General features: G+C 44.1%; 14 protein-coding genes and 5 pseudogenes. 6 read left to right on the top strand and 13 right to left on the bottom strand.

Annotation, left to right across the window (positions count from 1 at the left end; all coding sequences use genetic code 11):
• The coding region (locus EWV66_RS13585) for a formylglycine-generating enzyme family protein (protein WP_287107417.1) at window positions 1-950 on the top strand (950 nt) is incomplete at its 5' end.
• 70 nt (window positions 951-1020) lie between these two features.
• Here the strand turns inward: EWV66_RS13585 and EWV66_RS13590 are convergent.
• The 5 genes and pseudogenes from EWV66_RS13590 to EWV66_RS13610 form a co-directional block, all read right to left on the bottom strand.
• Window positions 1021-1258: pseudogene (locus EWV66_RS13590) on the bottom strand (hypothetical protein); the annotation flags it as partial.
• A 120-nt stretch (window positions 1259-1378) separates the two neighbouring features.
• A pseudogene (locus tag EWV66_RS13595) lies at window positions 1379-1492 on the bottom strand (DUF2887 domain-containing protein); the annotation flags it as partial.
• A gap of 3 nt (window positions 1493-1495) precedes the next feature.
• Window positions 1496-2200, bottom strand: coding sequence for a hypothetical protein (locus EWV66_RS13600; protein ID WP_287107418.1), 705 nt, complete (start codon window positions 2198-2200; stop codon window positions 1496-1498).
• 80 nt (window positions 2201-2280) lie between these two features.
• A pseudogene (locus tag EWV66_RS13605) lies at window positions 2281-2647 on the bottom strand (DUF2887 domain-containing protein); the annotation flags it as partial.
• Window positions 2648-2762: 115 nt separating this feature from the next.
• Window positions 2763-3848, bottom strand: a pseudogene (locus tag EWV66_RS13610) (class I SAM-dependent methyltransferase).
• Window positions 3849-4269: 421 nt separating this feature from the next.
• On the opposite strand from EWV66_RS13610, the gene aqpZ reads away from it, so the two are divergent.
• The gene (gene aqpZ, locus EWV66_RS13615; protein ID WP_284525944.1) at window positions 4270-5031 is read left to right on the top strand and encodes an aquaporin Z; all 762 of its coding nucleotides are present in this window, start codon (window positions 4270-4272) and stop codon (window positions 5029-5031) included.
• Between the two features lie 37 nt (window positions 5032-5068).
• Here aqpZ and tsaE read toward each other — a convergent pair whose 3' ends face one another.
• Window positions 5069-5539, bottom strand: a complete 471-nt coding sequence (tsaE, locus tag EWV66_RS13620) for a tRNA (adenosine(37)-N6)-threonylcarbamoyltransferase complex ATPase subunit type 1 TsaE (protein ID WP_052275225.1) — start codon at window positions 5537-5539, stop codon at window positions 5069-5071.
• A 477-nt stretch (window positions 5540-6016) separates the two neighbouring features.
• On the opposite strand from tsaE, the gene EWV66_RS13625 reads away from it, so the two are divergent.
• Entirely contained in the window at window positions 6017-7216 is a 1200-nt protein-coding gene (locus EWV66_RS13625; protein ID WP_287107419.1) for a lipid-A-disaccharide synthase-related protein, read from the top strand.
• Here EWV66_RS13625 and EWV66_RS13630 read toward each other — a convergent pair.
• From EWV66_RS13630 to EWV66_RS13640, 3 genes are all read right to left on the bottom strand, one after another.
• Window positions 7213-8793, bottom strand: coding sequence for a glycoside hydrolase family 3 N-terminal domain-containing protein (locus EWV66_RS13630; RefSeq protein WP_072924537.1), 1581 nt, complete (start codon window positions 8791-8793; stop codon window positions 7213-7215). The two genes, EWV66_RS13625 and EWV66_RS13630, sit on opposite strands and share 4 nt — an antisense overlap.
• Before the next feature lie 102 nt (window positions 8794-8895).
• Window positions 8896-9288: a 30S ribosome-binding factor RbfA gene (rbfA, locus tag EWV66_RS13635; RefSeq protein WP_002735717.1), complete on the bottom strand. Its 393-nt coding sequence runs from the start codon at window positions 9286-9288 to the stop codon at window positions 8896-8898.
• Between the two features lie 41 nt (window positions 9289-9329).
• Window positions 9330-9527, bottom strand: coding sequence for a DUF751 family protein (locus tag EWV66_RS13640; RefSeq protein ID WP_002737592.1), 198 nt, complete (start codon window positions 9525-9527; stop codon window positions 9330-9332).
• A gap of 281 nt (window positions 9528-9808) precedes the next feature.
• On the opposite strand from EWV66_RS13640, the pseudogene EWV66_RS24440 reads away from it, so the two are divergent.
• Window positions 9809-9913, top strand: a pseudogene (locus EWV66_RS24440) (hypothetical protein); the annotation flags it as partial.
• A 195-nt stretch (window positions 9914-10108) separates the two neighbouring features.
• Here the strand turns inward: EWV66_RS24440 and EWV66_RS13645 are convergent.
• The 4 genes from EWV66_RS13645 to pilM form a co-directional block, all read right to left on the bottom strand.
• On the bottom strand, window positions 10109-12202 hold the full coding sequence (locus tag EWV66_RS13645; protein WP_287107420.1) for a secretin GspD/PilQ domain-containing protein: 2094 nt from the start codon (window positions 12200-12202) through the stop codon (window positions 10109-10111).
• A 73-nt stretch (window positions 12203-12275) separates the two neighbouring features.
• A complete protein-coding gene (locus EWV66_RS13650) occupies window positions 12276-13067 on the bottom strand; it encodes a pilus assembly protein (RefSeq protein ID WP_185237082.1) in 792 nt (263 codons plus the stop codon).
• A complete protein-coding gene (locus EWV66_RS13655) occupies window positions 13064-13834 on the bottom strand; it encodes a PilN domain-containing protein (protein WP_287107421.1) in 771 nt (256 codons plus the stop codon). Before EWV66_RS13655 ends, EWV66_RS13650 begins: the two co-directional genes overlap by 4 nt.
• Window positions 13835-13843: 9 nt before the next feature.
• The gene (gene pilM / locus EWV66_RS13660; protein ID WP_185237083.1) at window positions 13844-14959 is read right to left on the bottom strand and encodes a type IV pilus assembly protein PilM; all 1116 of its coding nucleotides are present in this window, start codon (window positions 14957-14959) and stop codon (window positions 13844-13846) included.
• A gap of 564 nt (window positions 14960-15523) precedes the next feature.
• On the opposite strand from pilM, the gene EWV66_RS13665 reads away from it, so the two are divergent.
• Both EWV66_RS13665 and EWV66_RS13670 read left to right on the top strand, forming a co-directional pair.
• On the top strand, window positions 15524-16699 hold the full coding sequence (locus EWV66_RS13665; RefSeq protein ID WP_287107424.1) for a tetratricopeptide repeat protein: 1176 nt from the start codon (window positions 15524-15526) through the stop codon (window positions 16697-16699).
• A gap of 153 nt (window positions 16700-16852) precedes the next feature.
• Window positions 16853-16981 (top strand): hypothetical protein, encoded by a 129-nt coding sequence (locus EWV66_RS13670; protein ID WP_260441226.1) that lies wholly within the window; start codon window positions 16853-16855, stop codon window positions 16979-16981.
• The last annotated feature ends 276 nt before the right edge of the window (window positions 16982-17257 follow it).

Here is a 17257-nt window from a genome sequence, read left to right on the forward strand (position 1 = left end):
TGAATTGTGAGCTACAAATCCCCAGTTTACCGAAAGAGTTTAAACCGATTATTGAAGGGTGTTTGCAAAAAGATAGAAAACAAAGATGGACAGCACAACAGGTTTTAAATGCCTTACAATCTGTGGGATGGAATTCTCCCCCGTCACCTCCACCAGCACCGGCAGCAGTCAAAAAGCCTGTTTCACCAATACCCCTAATTGCTTCACCTACTCCATTTACCGAAAAAATATCCAACGTAGTAACACTGGAGATGGTGAGCTTACCAGCAGGTGAGTTTCTCATGGGATCTGCTGACAGTGATCCCAATGCTGAAAGTTATGAAAAGCGTCAACACCAAGTTAAAGTCAACAGTTTTGCGATTGGGAAATATCCAGTGACTCAGGCACAATATCAAGCAGTAATGGGAACCAATCCCTCTCATTTTAAAAACAACTCTTGGTTGAAAAATAATCAGCAAAATCCGGTAGAAAATGTTAGTTGGAACGACGCTAAAGCCTTTTGTCAAAAATTGAGTCAAATAACAGGGAAAACCTATCGCCTACCGACGGAAGCGGAATGGGAATATGCTTGTCGTGCGGGGACCACTACTCGCTATTATTTTGGTGATGATGCTAATCAGTTAGGAGATTACGCTTGGTATGACGGAAATTCTCAGGATAAAACTCATCCTGTGGGCCAGAAAAAGCCCAATGCTTGGGGACTGTATGACATGAGTGGCAATGTTTTTGAGTGGTGCGAGGACAATTGGCATGATAGCTATGAGAATGCGCCAAGGGATGGCAGTGCTTGGCTGATAAGGGATAATCATTTTCAAATACTGCGGGGCGGTTCTTGGTGCAGCCATCCAGTTCTCTGCCGTTCTGCTTCCCGCAGCCTCGTCAACCGCCGCGACTACCCTCTCAACTTCCTCGGTTTTCGGGTGGTGTGCGGTGCTGGGAGGACTCTATAACCCTTTTTCCCTTTTTTTCCCTTTTTACCCTTTTTCCCTTGTTTCAAGGCTCTGCCTTGAAACACAATATTTAAGGCTCTGCCTTAAAGCAATATTCAGGTAGAACCTGAAGAGAGCGTTCCCAGGTAGAACCTGGGAACGAGATAACGAGATAACGAGATAAAGCTTGTGCTATCTGTTCAAAGTTTAATCCTAATGCCAATAAACGCTGTTAATTCAGCTTCTTGTCTGCCTTACTCCAAAGCTTCCTGATAAACTTTAGTTTGTTTTAAATCGCTTAAACTAAACATCGCTTCTATCTCCTTTCTAGGCTCTTCTGGTTTCTGTGTGGAAACGAGGTCTATACTGATACTTTCTTCCGCAAAATAGCCCTAAAAGTCTTGCCCGATAAGCATTTCACGATTCCATAAGCAAAAATTATCACACCTACTGACTTGGGGTAACTTATAAACCAAAATTGTCTCTATCAATTCTAAAAGTTCTTGCTGTTGTTTGAGATTAGGTAATTCTTGTCTAATCCGTGGAATTAATTGTTTTCCTTGCCCTCAAATCATTACAGATATGCCAATAATCCCAGATAATAGAGAATGGATATCTCCGAAAATTAAATATGCGTAACCTGAAATTATTGGTAGGGACAATTCATGAATTGTCCCTACATTTTCGGAGTATAAATCATGAATTGTCCCTACATTTTCGGAGTATAAATCATGAATTGTCCCTACATTTTCGGAGTATAATTTATTAATTGTCCCTACATTTTCGGAGTATAATTTATTAATTATCCCTACATTTTCGGAGTATAAATCATGAATTGTCCCTACATTTTCGGAGTATAATTTATTAATTATCCCTACATTTTCGGAGTATAAATCATGAATTGTCCCTACATTTTCGGAGTAAAATTTATTAATTATACCTACATTTTCGGAGTAAAATTTATTAATTATACCTACATTTTCGGAGTATAATTCATGAATTGTCCCTACATTTTCGGAGTATAAATCATGAACTATCCCTACATTTTCGGAGTAAAATTTATTAATTATACCTACATTTTCGGAGTATAAATCATGAATTGTCCCTACATTTTTGGAGTAAAATTTATTAATTATCCCTACATTTTCGGAGTATAATTCATGAATTGTCCCTACATTTTCGGAGTAAAATTTATTAATTATCCCTACATTTTCGGAGTAAAATTCATGAATTTTCCCTACGTTTTTTTCGGAGATGTCTAATGATGACACAGCTAGTCTCTCTGCTATAGTACAAAAGTCGTTTAGCATGATACGCTATGTTACCTTATTGCGATCGCTTTGAACTTTTCCTATTCCCTTTGAGTCGCTTGTCTAACCTGTTCGATCTCTAATTCTAAAGCTTGTGCTATCTGTTCAAAGTTTAATCCTAATGCCAATAAACGCTGTTAATTCAGCTTCTTGTCTGCCTTACTCCAAAGCTTCCTGATAAACTTTAGTTTGTTTTAAATCACTTAAACTAAACATCGCTTCTATCTCCTTTCTACTGACTTGGGGTAGCTTATAAACCAAGATTGTCTCTATCAATTCTAAAAGTTCTTGCTGTTGTTTGACCTGAGGTAATTCTTGTCTAATCCGTGGAATTAATTGTTTTCCCTGCTCGATCGCTCTTGCGGTGGGTGCTATAATTAATTGTAACATCGATATTCCCAGGGATTCCACTTCCCTAATTTTCAGGGAAAAAGTCCCAGAATTTTACCCCCTGAACACTGCAAGGACTGGCACTTTTTGCTTTTAAAAAAGCCTTTAGATTTATTCAGCAAACCTTAATTAATTAGTCCTTGAGCATTGCGATACATTGGGCTAAAGAAGCGTTAGTTTTCAACGCTTGCGGGTTAATATGGGTGGCAGCGGCTCGATAACCTTGTTCTAAGAGAGCCGCAATTAAATCTTCCCTTTTGGGTAAATCTAATTTACCCCTTCTACCAATTTCACGAAAGCTATAAAAATAGGGAGGAAAATCGTTCTCTTCCCTCATTATTTATAACAATTTAACTACCTTTTTCCACTGCCATTGATCGGCTAAATCTGCCATTTTTTCTAGATAAAAGCGATCGTGTAAACTGCCTAACCACAAGGGTCCGGTTAAAGTTAAAGGTTGCCCGTCCCCAGAACAAACTATCTTGCCTAACTTCGGCCAAGGCACTGATTGATATTCCCCGCAGCTATGACAATAACCGAGAAAACCGTAGTTATGACTATTTAATTGTCTATTAGCTGTTAACCGCACCATCACCCGATAACTTTGACCGAAAAAGAAGGAAAAAACTGGCGTAATTCCTAAACCTAACCGGGCTGATTCTAATTGCAAACCGGCGATAATTAATCTTAATCCCTGTTCGTGGGCAGCTGGATGATTGCGAGCAGAGGCTCCATAATCAGCTAAACTATTTTCTAGATTATGACCCGTCAGCGTCCGTCCATCGGTATTAGTTAGATAAATTAAACCACCGATTTTAGTGGCTAAAGGAATAGCACTAAACAGAGATGCGGGAGAACCAAAAGCATCAATATCAACTAGATCATAATGGTCTTTTTTAAGATAACATTCTAGGAGAACTTCTTGGGCAGATTTATAGGTTATTTTGATTTTTTTCTGTTGTAATAAACTCTCTAAGTTAGCGTCTAAAGTTGGCTTAATTTCTGGATTACCATCATTAACCCACAGCCAATCCGCACCACTTTCTAACCAATACCTGAGTGCTCGCACACCAGAGCCGCTCATTACTTCTAAAACGCGCAAACTGCCCCGCTCTTTTTGGGCAATTGCCGCCCCTAAAACTCCTAAATCTCGGACGATTTTACTCTCCAGTCGATAAAAAGTATTGTTGATATTAAATATCGCTTTTTCTTCCTGCATCGCTCATCTCATAATTAAGTAGGTAGGCACAATTATTTGTAGGATGGGTTAGCGGTAGCGTAACATGAGCGGGCGTTGGGTTTCATGCTTCAACCCAACCTACGTTCATTTTATATTTAATTCCACCCACCTACTTAGCACTCGATCTCTTCTTTTGTCTTTCCATGATTAACTAGGATCGAAAAGGGTCAACCACTGCCAAAACCAATCAGACATCAAGATAGAAGTAAATCTAAAGAAAGTGTGAAATTATCAGAAATTCCCGATTTTTTTACTATTATATCCCTAAAAAGCTGATAGTTTCCCCATGAGAACGGCAAATTGAAGGTAAAAAATAACTATTTTTTAATATCTTATAACAGTTTAATCCGGTCTGATGGGAGATAACCTAAAAGCAAAATCATTCAACCTTGATATAGAGATGAAAAAGTATCTAGCAGAGTTCATCGGGACGTTTTGGCTCGTTCTCGGTGGTTGCGGTAGTGCCGTTTTAGCGGCAGTATTTGTGGGTAAAGCCAAGAGTGTCGTAGATGGTGCTGATTTTAATATCCATCTGGGGATTTCTTTTGTGGGTGTCGCCCTCGCCTTCGGTTTAACCGTCCTTACTCTTGCCTACGCTTTCGGGCATATTTCGGGGGGACATTTTAATCCCGCCGTTTCCTTCGGTCTCTGGGCAGGTAAACGCTTCCCCGGTTCGGAACTACTTCCCTACATCATCGCTCAAGTTTTAGGGGCGATTTTAGCGGCGGTAATTATCTACATTATTGCCAGTGGTCAACCTAGTTTCGCTCTGGGAGGCCGTAACCCTCTGGCCACCAATGGTTACGGAGAACATTCTCCCGGTGGTTACAGTTTATTCGCCGCTTTGGTCACGGAAGTGGTCTTGACCTTCATGTTCTTAATTATCATTTTAGGCTCTACCGATCGACGCGCTCCAGCGGGTTTTGCTCCCATCGCTATTGGTTTAGGATTGACCTTAATTCACTTAATTAGCATTCCCGTGACCAATACCTCCGTTAACCCCGCTCGTAGTACCGGTGTTGCTCTTTTATGCGGTAATATGGCTCTCGTTGGTCAATTATGGTTATTCTGGATTGCTCCCATTGTTGGGGCCGTGGCTGCGGGTTTCCTCTACAATAGTTTCTTTGAAGAAACTTTAGAAGAAAGGCGAGTTAGAGAATAAGTGGAAAGTTACCGCTAAAGTTTGATTGCTTCAAAAGTCAAGTGCTGATAGCGATTCCTGTGGGGTCGCTATTTTTTTCGTCCCCACCGACAAAATTGAGCAGCGCTCGTCGTCCTTGCTCGCCTCGATCGAGTAAAGTAATCTCTAGATAATTTTCCGGCAAAAAAGTTAAACGTTCTGACCATTCGATCGCCACTATCCCTAAATCCACCTCGATTCCCTGCCAATAATTTTCTAGGTACAGCGCCTCGATATCTTGACCCTGCAAACGATACAAATCCAAATGATACAAAGGAAGGCGGCCTTCGCTATATTCGTTAACGAGGGTGAAGGTAGGACTAGCTATAGGCTCTTGAATACCCAATCCTAGGCCAATTCCCTGTACTAAGGTGGTTTTTCCCGCTCCCACATCGCCTTTTAATAAAATTACACTGCCGGGGGCCAAGGTTTGCCCCAGTTTTTCCCCTAAATTGACAGTAGCTTCTCGATCGGGTAAGTCGATAATCATTTTTTCCGCTAGGATGCCAATTAATCACTGATTCTAATATGAGTAGGTAGGCGTTAAAAGTTATCAGATGCCCCCCTTATTAAGAGGGGATCCCCCCGCCTACCGGCACCCCCCTTATCAAGGGGGGCAGGGGGGATCGAACCTAAAATCCATTTTTAATTTAATTATAACCAGCTACTTAGCGATCAGAGCAGGTTTCTGACCTTCTTGGCCCTGGTGGGCTAAATCTGGTCTTTTGATCGAGAAAAATAGAAGCAGTTAAACTCATCTCTTATCTTTTAGTCTTACCTTTGGTCAAATGGTCGCCATCAGGGCAGAGATAAGCGATCGGCGAAACCTTCCGGTAGATTAGACTAAATGGGAGTTGGTTAACTGCTTTTATAAAATTGATGGTTCCCTAACCATCAGCATTGTCTAGGGTCGAAGGCAATAAAACAACCGAAGTTTAGGACTTTAAGCCAGAAGTTAAGAAAAAAAGTGAAATTATTATTTTTGAGTAATGGCCACGGTGAAGATGAGATCGCGATCCGGATTATTAAAAGACTGCAATCATCTCCCCTCTGTCCGGATATTACTGCTTTATCCCTAGTGGGTAACGGTTATGCTTATACTCGTCTGGGGATTTCTCTTCTCGATCGAGGTCAAAAAATGCCCTCTGGGGGTTTTATCACCAGGGATGCGAAACAATTATGGAGAGATCTACGGGAGGGATTATTAGGATTAACCTCTCGTCAATACCGTCTGGTCAGAAATTGGGGCCAAGAAGGGGGAAAAATTGTCGCGGTGGGAGATATCTTACCCCTTGCCCTTGCTTGGTTGAGCGAGACAGATTATGCTTTTGTGGGAACGGCTAAATCGGAATACTATCTCCGGGATGAGCAGGGATGGTTAGATAGTAGCTCGATGATCGATCGCCTCTGGGGTTCCTACTATTATCCCTGGGAACGCTGGTTAATGGCTCATCCTCGCTGTCGGGGGGTTTTTCCCCGGGATAGTTTAACTAGCAAAATTTTACAACAGTGGTCAATTCCCGTTGTCGATGGGGGTAATCCGATGATGGATGACCTTTTACCCTCGATAACGGGCGATTTTCCCCAAGATTGCCTAACTATTCTGCTGCTACCCGGTTCGCGCTTTCCCGAATCTCTCCACAATTGGCAGCAAATTCTCGCAGCTGTGGCCGCCATTATCGGCCGTTTTCCCGATTACAAGCTGGAGTTTTTGTCGGCGATCGCTCCTTCTCTCCCCTTGGAATCTTTTACGGCTGCTTTAACTTCCCAGGGTTGGCGAGAACACAGCATAAATAAGTTTATTTGTCAAGAGGTATTTATAACTATTTCTCAAAGGGATTACGCCGAATATTTAGGCCGTTGCCATCTAGCGATCGCCATGGCGGGAACTGCCACGGAACAGTTCGTTGGTTTGGGTAAACCGGCGATCACGATTGCGGGATCTGGACCACAATTTACTGCTCATTTTGCCAAACTGCAACAGCGTTTATTAGGCTGTTCAATTCTCTTAGGCGATAGTGCCGAGTCAGTAGCAGACAAGTTAGAATATTTATTACAAAATCCCCCACAGTGGCAAGAAATCGCCTTTAATGGTCGTCAGAGAATGGGGGCAGCTGGTGCCTCCGATCGCATTGCCCAATGGTTACTAGGGGATTTTTGCCCTTAAACGAAAGTATCGGTCTGATTTTCGCCGCTAGTGGGCCCCTCAAAAATAGTTTCTAGGGCGATTTTTTGGGCGCTTGGTTGTTGTCCATAGCTGAAAAGATAGGGAATTTCTCCGCTTTGTTGACGAAACCACTGGAAAACGTAGGGACTACCATAAATAATCAATGCTTGAATTTGTCCAGTTTTCAGCAAAGCTTGATAGATAGCTTTCGTTTCCTCCCTTAATCCGGCACTACCCCGAAAAGGATTACCACGGATGAATACTTGTAGGAGAGTCGTTTCTGGGGAGACGAGGGACTGATTAAAGGTGCTACGGTCGATTATTTGGGTTTGATAACCCCATTGTCGGGGAATTGTCACCGCCGGACAAGAGCGATCGAGAAAGTCACAGTTGAGTAAATCATCGATAATGATTAAATTGCGGCCTTGAGTGGCTTTAATGGGTAAATTACCGCTAACTGTTTGGGAATCTTTTAAAATATCGCTGACAATCTCTAGAGCTTGCGGTGCCGCTAAACTGCTTAAGGATTCTAAGGATGGCTGTCTTTGCCCTAATTTTTCCTTTGCTCGTTGAATACGTTGCCAAGAATCATTAATTCTGGCTTCGCTAATTGTACCCGCTTGCACGGCACTATACACCGCTTCGATCGCTTCGATCGGATCGGGAGGCATTAACAGTATATCGGCCCCCGCCTGTACCGCCCTCACTGCTATGGCGGCAGCGCTGGCAATTTTAGTCACTCCTCCCATAATCAGGGCATCGGTGACGATTAAACCCTGAAAACCGAGATTTTGGCGCAGTTTTTCCCCGAGAATTTTCGAGGAAAGAGTAGCGGGAAATTCGGCATCCCAAGCGGGAATTAACAGATGGCCTGACATAATACTATCAACCCCCGACTCGATCGCCGCTTGAAAGGGCGGCAATTCGATCGCTTCTAGGCGATGATGATCGTGGTTGATGATGGGAAGATCGAGATGGGAGTCATTGCTGGTGTCACCGTGGCCGGGAAAATGTTTGGCCGTGGTCAAAACTGGATAGGAATCGGCCCCTAAAATAAAAGCTTGAGCTAGATTAGCGACGATTTCGGGAGTTTCAGCGAAGGAACGAATATTGATAACAGGATTGTCGGGATTATTGTTCACATCGACAATTGGGGCTAAAATCCAGTTAATCCCGATCGCTAGTGCTTCCTTCGCGGTAATTGCTCCCATTTCCCTAGCATATTCTGTGGCTTTTGTCAAGCTTTTTTCAGCTATTTTTCCTAAAGCCATCGGTGGGGGGAACCAAGTAGCGCCGGAAAACCTTTGGCCGACTCCCTCCTCGATATCGGCAGCAATGAGCAGAGGATTATCCCCGGACCAACTTTGTAATTGTTGGCTACGGAGAGCGATTTCGGCGGCGCTGCCTCCCAACAGAATCACCCCACCGAGGTGGAGGGTTTCTAACCAATGTTTCAGGGTGGCGTTGACAGGTTCCCAAGCAGGATAGCGGATTTGTTGGTCAAAGAGATAGCCGGAAGCGCGGACTACTATCATCTGACCAATGCGTTCTTTTAGGGATAAAATGCGATCGCTCACTATTCAGTTATCAGTTATCAGTTATCAGTTATCAGGTTTAAGTTTTAAGTTCCCAGTTTTGTCTAAATCCAGTTTTGCCTAAATTTAGTTATCCTCTACTGGTCACTGGTCACTGATATCGGAATCGTCATCTTCTGGGGGTCGATCGCTTTTAATATGATCAAGAAGGTGTAACATTCGATCGCCGCGTTCAAGGGAAGAATCTTCTAGGAAGACCACTTCGGGGGTACGTCTGAGACGGATGCGTTGACCGAGTTCGCGCCGGACGAATCCCGCAGCAGCTTTTAACCCGGCCATAGTTTCGGCCTTTGCATCTTTGTTGCCGTAGATAGACACAAAAATCCTAGCGTGTTGTAGGTCGTGGGAGAGATCTACATCGGTAACGCTAACCATACCAGCACCGACCCGATCATCTTTAATTTCCATTAATAACATTTGGCTGACCTCGCGCTTAATTAGCGAGGACACGCGAGATACTCGACGGTCGTTAGCCATAATTTTTGTCCCCTAAAAACAGCGAAACCCTTACCATTGTATCAAGCTAATCCGAGCATGGCTTTGAGGGTGAAATAAAGAAAGGCGAAAGTTCCCCCCAGAAAACCCACAAGTGCGATCGCTGTGAGGGGATTTTTTAATAAAGGGGCCAACCAGCCGAAAAAGGCGAAGAAAATCCCTAAACTAAAGCTAATCAGATAGCGGGGGTAACGGCTCACGTTATCAAAAAAGTCGCCCATAAATTTTATTTATTATCTTTGTCCGTAAGTAATTATAGCAGTAAGCTTCGATGCTGCCACGCCGCCCGATTCAAGGGACTTAGCCACAGCCATGTTCAAGGATAATTCGATAACCTTTGAGAGAAGGATCGGTAAAAACATCCTCTGGATTCCGACCGATCGCTATCTGTTTTTCTGGTAAAACTAAAGTGATAACGGGTAAGGTAGAAGTATTTATACGCGGACAAAAAGATGGGGCTGTGCATCATAATTAGGGCGATGGAAGTCCTAGCAATTGGAGTGGATGGGAATCACTGGGTGGCGAAATCCAAGGCTCTCCTACAGTTGTTTCTTGGGGAACTGACAAACTTGATTTTTTTGCCCGTGGGATGAATAACCGGATTTAGTATTATTTAGGGCTTGCTGAAAAAGTTTTTCGTGGGGCAGGGTCTGGGGTTTTACCCATTTTCAGGGAAAAAGTCCCTGAATTTGCCCCCTGATCACTCCCATGCCGGGTACTTTTTGATTGACAAAAAGTCTAAAAGTCTTATCCAACAAGGTTTTAAGATTTATTCAGCCAGCCCTATATAACTGATTACTGATTACTGTCGCGGCTGCACGGGGAAACCTTGACGCTGAAGCATTTCCGCCGCATCTTGGCCCGGTTGATAGTTGATGCCGAGGGTAGAGGTGGCCGTATCCTCGATGATTTTGGGAGTGAGGAGAATAATCACCTCCGAGCGATCGTTGCGATTGGTACGACTGCGGAATAAAGCCCCTAAAATGGGAATATCCCCTAAAATCGGCACTTTTGTCTCAGAACTCTGTTGGCGCTCTTGGATAATCCCGGAAAGAATTAAACTCTGTCCATCCCGGAGACGAATTAAACCAGAAGTCAATTCCCGACGAATCAGAGGGGTAAGGGTGTTGACTGTCAGACCACCGCTATCAAATCGAATTGGAGATCCCGGAGAGGCAACAGTGGGGCTAACCGACAGGGAAATAAAGCCGTTATCATCCACCTGATCGATGTTTACCGCTAAAGTTAATCCAGCATCGGCCAGTACAGGGACAGTGGTGCGTACGCCACTGAGAGGATCTACACTTGTCGCCACACTTTCTAGCACTTTCTCGGTGAGCTTAACGGTGGCCTGTTGACCTTCCTGCACCACCAGGGAGGGATCGGTGAGAATCTTGGCATTTCCTGTCTGAATTGAGGCTTGCAGGGTCATCAGGAATTTTTGGGGATATTGGAATAGGGTCGGGGGTTCGTATTCGTACTCTATTATTCCCGTCTCTGGGTCAATATTAACATCACTCAAACCGGGTTGGAAGGGGTTAACAGTGCGACCAAAACTAGGGCGCGAGTAGGGTGTTAGACCCCCTGAAAAGTCATTGGGTCCTTGGTTAACACGGCCAAAGGGAGCGCCATTCTGAATGTCAAAAAAAGGTTGAATTTCTGCTGTCCCCGTACCCGATATGATATCGAAAATCGGCACAACAGGCTGTGCAAAAGCCCCCGCTCTGCCTACAGTCGAGCTAGTGGGTGGGTTGATATTACCAAAGTTCAGCACTGCCGCCCCGTTATCTTGAACAAAGAAACCATCGTTAAAACCGAAGGAAAAACTACTGTTAAAACGGTCTGTATTGAGTAGGTTAACATCGATAACTTTGACATTAACTACCACCTGACGGCGACGGGCATCTAGTTGGGTTAATAAAGAGGTGGCGATCTGGACTTGCCGCGCTTCGCCGATTAAATTGATAGAATTAAGGCGCTCGTCGGCGGCAACTCTTAAACCAGTTAAAAGTAAGGCAGCTTTTGAGCCTTTCGTTTCTTGGGGGGCCAGTGGCTCTAGGGTGGGAGGAACATCCCGGCGACCGATGACTCGTCCGGTGAGGGGATCGACGATATCCTCGGTTTGGGTAACTAAACGCTGGTATTCTGCCCCTTGGGTAGCGAGGAAAGTGGCGGCGGCGACGGATTTAACTTGGTTGAGACGCAGGGTGCGGCTAATCAGATTACGAGCGCCTTGGGGTAATTGCGCCCCAACAAAGATAGTTGTACCCTGACGGTTGGCCTGGAGTCCAGAAATTAACAATACGGCATTAAAAATGTTTTCCACCGATTCGTTAGTAAATTCTAAGGAAACTGTCTGAGAGGTGGCGTTAGTTTCCCCCTGGGCGCTGGTGAAAACGACGTTATAACCGGCATAGTTAGCAAGGGTCATTAACACTTCTCTAGCGGAAGCTTCCCGGAGTAAAACACGAGGTACAATCATATTACGCTCGAATTTGACCTTTTCGGCACTAGCATCGATGTTAGAGATGGCAATATCTCCCACCGGTGGGGCGACGGCCCGGGGTAGGGTGGGAGCGCCGGGGGCTTGGGGTGCGCCTTGAATGATAATTTCGGGGTTGGGGACAAGGGGCGCACTTTGGGCGAGCAGTTTTTCACTAGCTAAAATGCGATCGCTGATCTCCTTTTGTACGGCATCGGGGGTGGGAACGAAATTCTTAGGTCTTTTTTGTAAATTTTCTTGACTAAACTCTTGCGAAAATTCAATTTTTGATGTAGTCGATTTTAACTCTGAACCATCGAAGGACTCGGGGGTTTCGGCCAAAGTGCTCAGGGGAGCCATCAATAAAAACGAGGCAATTTGGGGGACAAACAGAGCATAACGGGACGAATTCACTTTAATTTCACTCCTCAACAATTGGGGTATTCAACGGACAAAAAACTAAACACTCACACCGGATTGAAAACTATTATTGGCGCGGACTAGCGGGGGGTTGACCTTCGGCGGGGGGTTGACCTTCGGCGGGGGGGGGCGGTGCTAATTTCGCCAATTCTTCAGCATTGAGAGGAATAATCACATCGAGAAGAAAGGTGGTAGTAACGGGTTGATCGCCTTGGGGAACGATAGTGGCTTTATTGTTGCCAGTACTAACCACTTGAACCGCCGATCCTTCCTTTTCCATCTGGGTATTGAGACTGTTGAGCAAAATGAGCGGCTGTAATCTTTCTAAATCCCGAATAACCTCTTGAGTGTTAGCATAGTTCCCTTCGATCTTGACGTTAAGAGTTTGACGTTTGAGCTTATTATTAACCGCGCTACCGAGGGAACCATCGGAAACCACCACTGGTTCTAGTACTTGGGGTTGGAAACTAATCAGCTTAACATTGCGAGACTTAAAGATCTTGCTAATATCTAAGAGAATTGTGCTTAAGTTCTTTTCTTGAGCAAAAAGCGCGAGAATTTGCTGTTTAGTTGCCTCTTTTTGTTGCAACTGACTCTCAATTTTTGCTAATTCGGCCGGTCCGAGACCGCTTTTTTGTTGATCTATCTGTTGTTGTTTGCCAGCTGCATCGTTTTGCAACTGTTGCAAGGTATCATAAGCGGGCATCACCCAGTTAAAAAGCAGATAAAAAGAGCCAAGTAAACCCACCACAGCGGCAGCGATGCCACTATTGCGGGGCGTAAAAGTTATCCCGAAAGCGACAGGATACTCCTCAAATTCCTCTAATTCCCGATCTTCAAATTCTTCGGTAAAGGTCATGGTTGAATAGCTCCTTGGCGTTTGAGAGTATTAATCCTCGTGATAACTCCGATCGCTCCATTCCGGGCGAGATTGGGCAGTTGTTCCGTAGCGGGAGTATCACTTAATTGGGCGGTGATCACAAATTGAACCGCTTGGGGGAAAGTAACATTAATATTTTTGTACTGATTATCCACCTCTACGGGTAAATCGGCCAGGGCAGCACTTTCGATCACCGTTTGCCTACCCTGTAAAAAAGGAGAAGCTTGTAGGGTTAAGAGATAATCATTGACTGCTTCGTAATTACTGGCAAAACCACTGATTTTTAAGCGAGTAGCCCGATTCTGTTGCCCTTGATCTGGGGCAGCGGGAACCTCCACCTGCTGCACACTGGTTAGCTGGACACTAGGGGGAGTTTGCAGGCGAATTTCTTGAAGAATAGCTGACCAAGGCCTAATCTGATTGAATACAGTTACCAGAGCTTCATTTTCTTCTCCTACCGCCGTTAGTTGCGCTTTCATGTCTTCTAGCTTTTTGCTTTGGGCTTGCAGTTGACCTAATTCCGCGTCCAGTTGCTGAATTTTGGCCTGAGTTTCGCTGGTTTGCCAACCGAGGATTAAACCGAGTAATCCCGTCAGTGTCAATAATCCGGCCCCCACTCCCACACCGATCAACAGGGGTGTTTGTTTACGCAGGTTAATAGCGGTGGAAATCTTGGCTGCGGGGGTTCCTTTCCCCGTTTGGCTAAGATGGCGATCCTTAAGAAAATTAACGTCAAGACTATACATAATTTTTGTCTATACCTCCCGTAATCCTAAACCGAGAACTGTTCCTAATCCCGGTCTTTCGGTATTAGGAATCTCTTGAGTTGTATCTAAGTTCAGTGATGCGATCGGATCGATTGCCATGGTGGGGACGCTGAGACGTTGAGTAAAGTATTCGTCTAGTTGCGCTAAACCGCCCCCGGGACCGGCTAAAAGTAATTGGACGATTTCCAGGTCATCACTTTGGTTAAGATAGAAATTAATTGATCGCCGTAACTCATCGGTTAATTCCCCTAAAACGCGCATCAGTGCCGTCATCCCGGCGTTAGTAGGGGCCCCGGAAGTGCCGGTATTGGTGCTAAGACTATCAAAGGCAATAATCGGAATTGTCATCCCCAAAAGAATCTCAGGACTGCGGGAGGTGGGCAAATTCATCGCCCTGGAGAGGGCATTTTGTAGCTGGAAAGTGCCGATGGGGACAGTGCGGGAAAATTGGGGAACGCCGTCCACCACGATGGCAATTTCCGTGTTATCAAATTCTATATCAACAATAACGGCGGCTTCATTGGAACTAAACTGTCGCAAATGCTCGCGAATCGTCCGAATTAGGGCAAAACTATTAATTTCTAGCACATCTACCTGTAATCCTGCCTGTTGGAAGGTTTCCATGTAGGCATCGGTAATCTCCCGACGAGTGGCTACCAGCAAAACCTGCACTTTTTCGATCCCGTCTTCATCCTGAAAGTAGCCTAGTTTTTGGTAGTCGAGATCCACTTCCTCGCGAGGATAGGGAAGGTATAAACTAGCCTCATGATTTAAGACCAGATTTCGCAATTCCTGATCGTCCAATTCCGAGGGAATGGGGATCATCCGGATAATTGACTCGCGCATCGGCACACCAGTAGCGACTCGTTTGCTGTTAATTTTATTTTCCTTGAGGACTTCTTGGATTAATTCCGCTAAAGCGGGGGAATCGACGATTTTTCCCTCCTCAAAGATGCCTTCCGGGATATCCGACGAACAACATTTAACTAATTGATAATTTTGTCCCTGTTTGGCGATCTGAGCTATGTTAATGCGCTCTGGGGTGATCTCTAACCCAACACCTTGAGGTTTTTTTGTCAATAGCTTTTTAAAAAAACTTACCATAGATTTTCCTGGGCAGCTCTAAGAGAATTAGTGATTAACAAAGCCAATAATTTTTTGACCTGATTTTATCTAGGGTCGATCAAGGCAGTAAATCAGTCTATAAACGATCCTGACTGGGTAAATTACCCAGAAAAGGTAAAAATCGAGAAGGAGAGAAGCTATTTCGTCCCTAAATACTAACCCGATTATCTGTGTTCAGATCGAGGTTAATCTTAACTGGGTGAGAGGAGAGGAAGTGCCTATTGATAGTGACATTGTACTCAATTTTGGTGAAAGAACCAAGTCCAAGCTAAAAATTGGCCATTACCCCCCCCTTTTTTTTCTGCTCCACTAGATCAAGTCAGCTTTCCCTAGTTAGGGGTTGCGGCAAAAAGTTTTTCGTGGGGGCAGGGTGTCGGGGGTCGGGCATCGGGTTTTAAGCTAAGAGGCATTTTCACAGCCCGCCAATTCAAAAATGAAACGCAGGACTCCTCAAGACAAAAGTTCAAGAAATCTTAGAAGTTATTAAAATAATACAAAAATAAACTCAACGTAAACCTAAAACATTGTCAAGGAAAATCAATCATGTTTCTCCGTCCTTTCTCTATCTTAATTACCCTCTGTCTCGGTTTAGGCTTCCTTTCTCTCCCTCGGCCCGTTCAATCTTTACCTTTAAATGCGATCGCTCAAGTCAATGCTGCCTCAACTGCTCTGGACTTTTTCAATCAGGGAGTAAAAAGATTACAACAAGGTGATCTAGAGGCTGCCATTAATAGTTTTAATGAAGCCATTCGTCTTAATCCTAACTATGCTCAAGCCTATGGCAACAGAGGAATTGCCTATAGTCGTTTACAGCAATATGACCAAGCCCTGGCTGATTATAACCAATTTATTCGCTTTAATCCCAATTCAGCAGTAGCTTACTATAACCGAGCAACTTTGTATGATCAATTAGGAGATTCTCAAAAAGCGATCGCCGATTATGCTCAAGCAATACGACTTAATCCTAATTTCACTCAAGCAATTAGTGGCCGAGAAATTGCTCAGAATAAATTAAGAACACCTCAACAAAGTATCTCCACTACTAACGCGCTCGCTCAATATTTTTCCAATGGAAGGAATGCTAAGGATTTTTTTGTTCAGGCGATGGATAAATATGACAAAGCAGATTTTGATGGTGCAATTGTCGATTTTAGCCAAGCGATTCAACTCAAACCCGACTATGCTCAAGCTTACATGGGCAGGGCAATGGCATATAAGGGTTTAGGAGATTTAGAAAATCAGATCACAGAGCTACGAAAAGCGGCAGAATTACTTCAAAAACAGGGAGATACAGAAGCATACCAGACAACCATAGATTTAATCAAAGTAACTCAGGATTTGATCGATAGCATTCGATCAAATCCTAATTCTAAACTAGCCTTTGCCGAGTTGTTTTTTAATTATGGAATAGAGGAATGGAAAAAAGGAAATTTTGTGCAATCGCTGGCACAATTTAACCTGGCGATACGTCTCAATCCTAACGATGCTAGTGCTTATCTTTTTCGAGGTAATGCCTATGGTCAATTAAAAGAATATCAAAAAGTGATCGCCGACTACACCCAAGCAATTCGCCTCGATCCTAACTATGCTGATGCTTACAACCTGCGAGGGCTTGTCTATGAAATGTCAGGAAACCGTCAAAAAGCGATCACCGACTTGGAAAAAGCAGCCAATTTATATCAGCAACAGGGTGACACAGCACAAGCTCAAAAAGTCTGAGATTTGTTGAAAGAATTACAGCAATAAACTCAAGGTAAACCTAAAACATTCGGCCTGTTCAGTCTTTGCCTTTAAATGCGATCGCTCAAGTCAATGCTGCCTCAACTGCTCAGGACTTTTTCCATCAGGGAGTAAAACAACGCCAATTCAAAAATGAAACGCACGACTCCTCAAGATTTAACAGAAAAAGGCTCATCGGGTATTGTCCGAATCAATACAACCCAAATTCCGCAGGTGGAAAAAGACAAAGGAAAAGACAGAAAAAGCCGAACAATTCACTAAATATAAATACTCAAGAAAGTCTCAGGGTGAGCGCATTGAAAACTCTATTGACAATTGGTCAATTAGGTTTTGTCCCCTTAGATATTTCTGGCTAAAACTAAATATTTAGCCCCGGTGTTAGGAACTAGCGTCGTCAGACGTGGATGGTAAAACCGCTGCCTAGTCGAGCCGTCAGGACTCAAACGGTAAGTCTGCCAAAGGAAGCGTCAAAAGCACAAAATCTGTGAGATTAGCGTTTCCAAAGCTAATCAAGCGCGAAGCGGATTAGCCTAGTTC

The organism is Microcystis sp. M_OC_Ca_00000000_C217Col, assembly GCF_007095585.1.
Classification (GTDB): Bacteria; Cyanobacteriota; Cyanobacteriia; order Cyanobacteriales; family Microcystaceae; genus Microcystis; species Microcystis panniformis.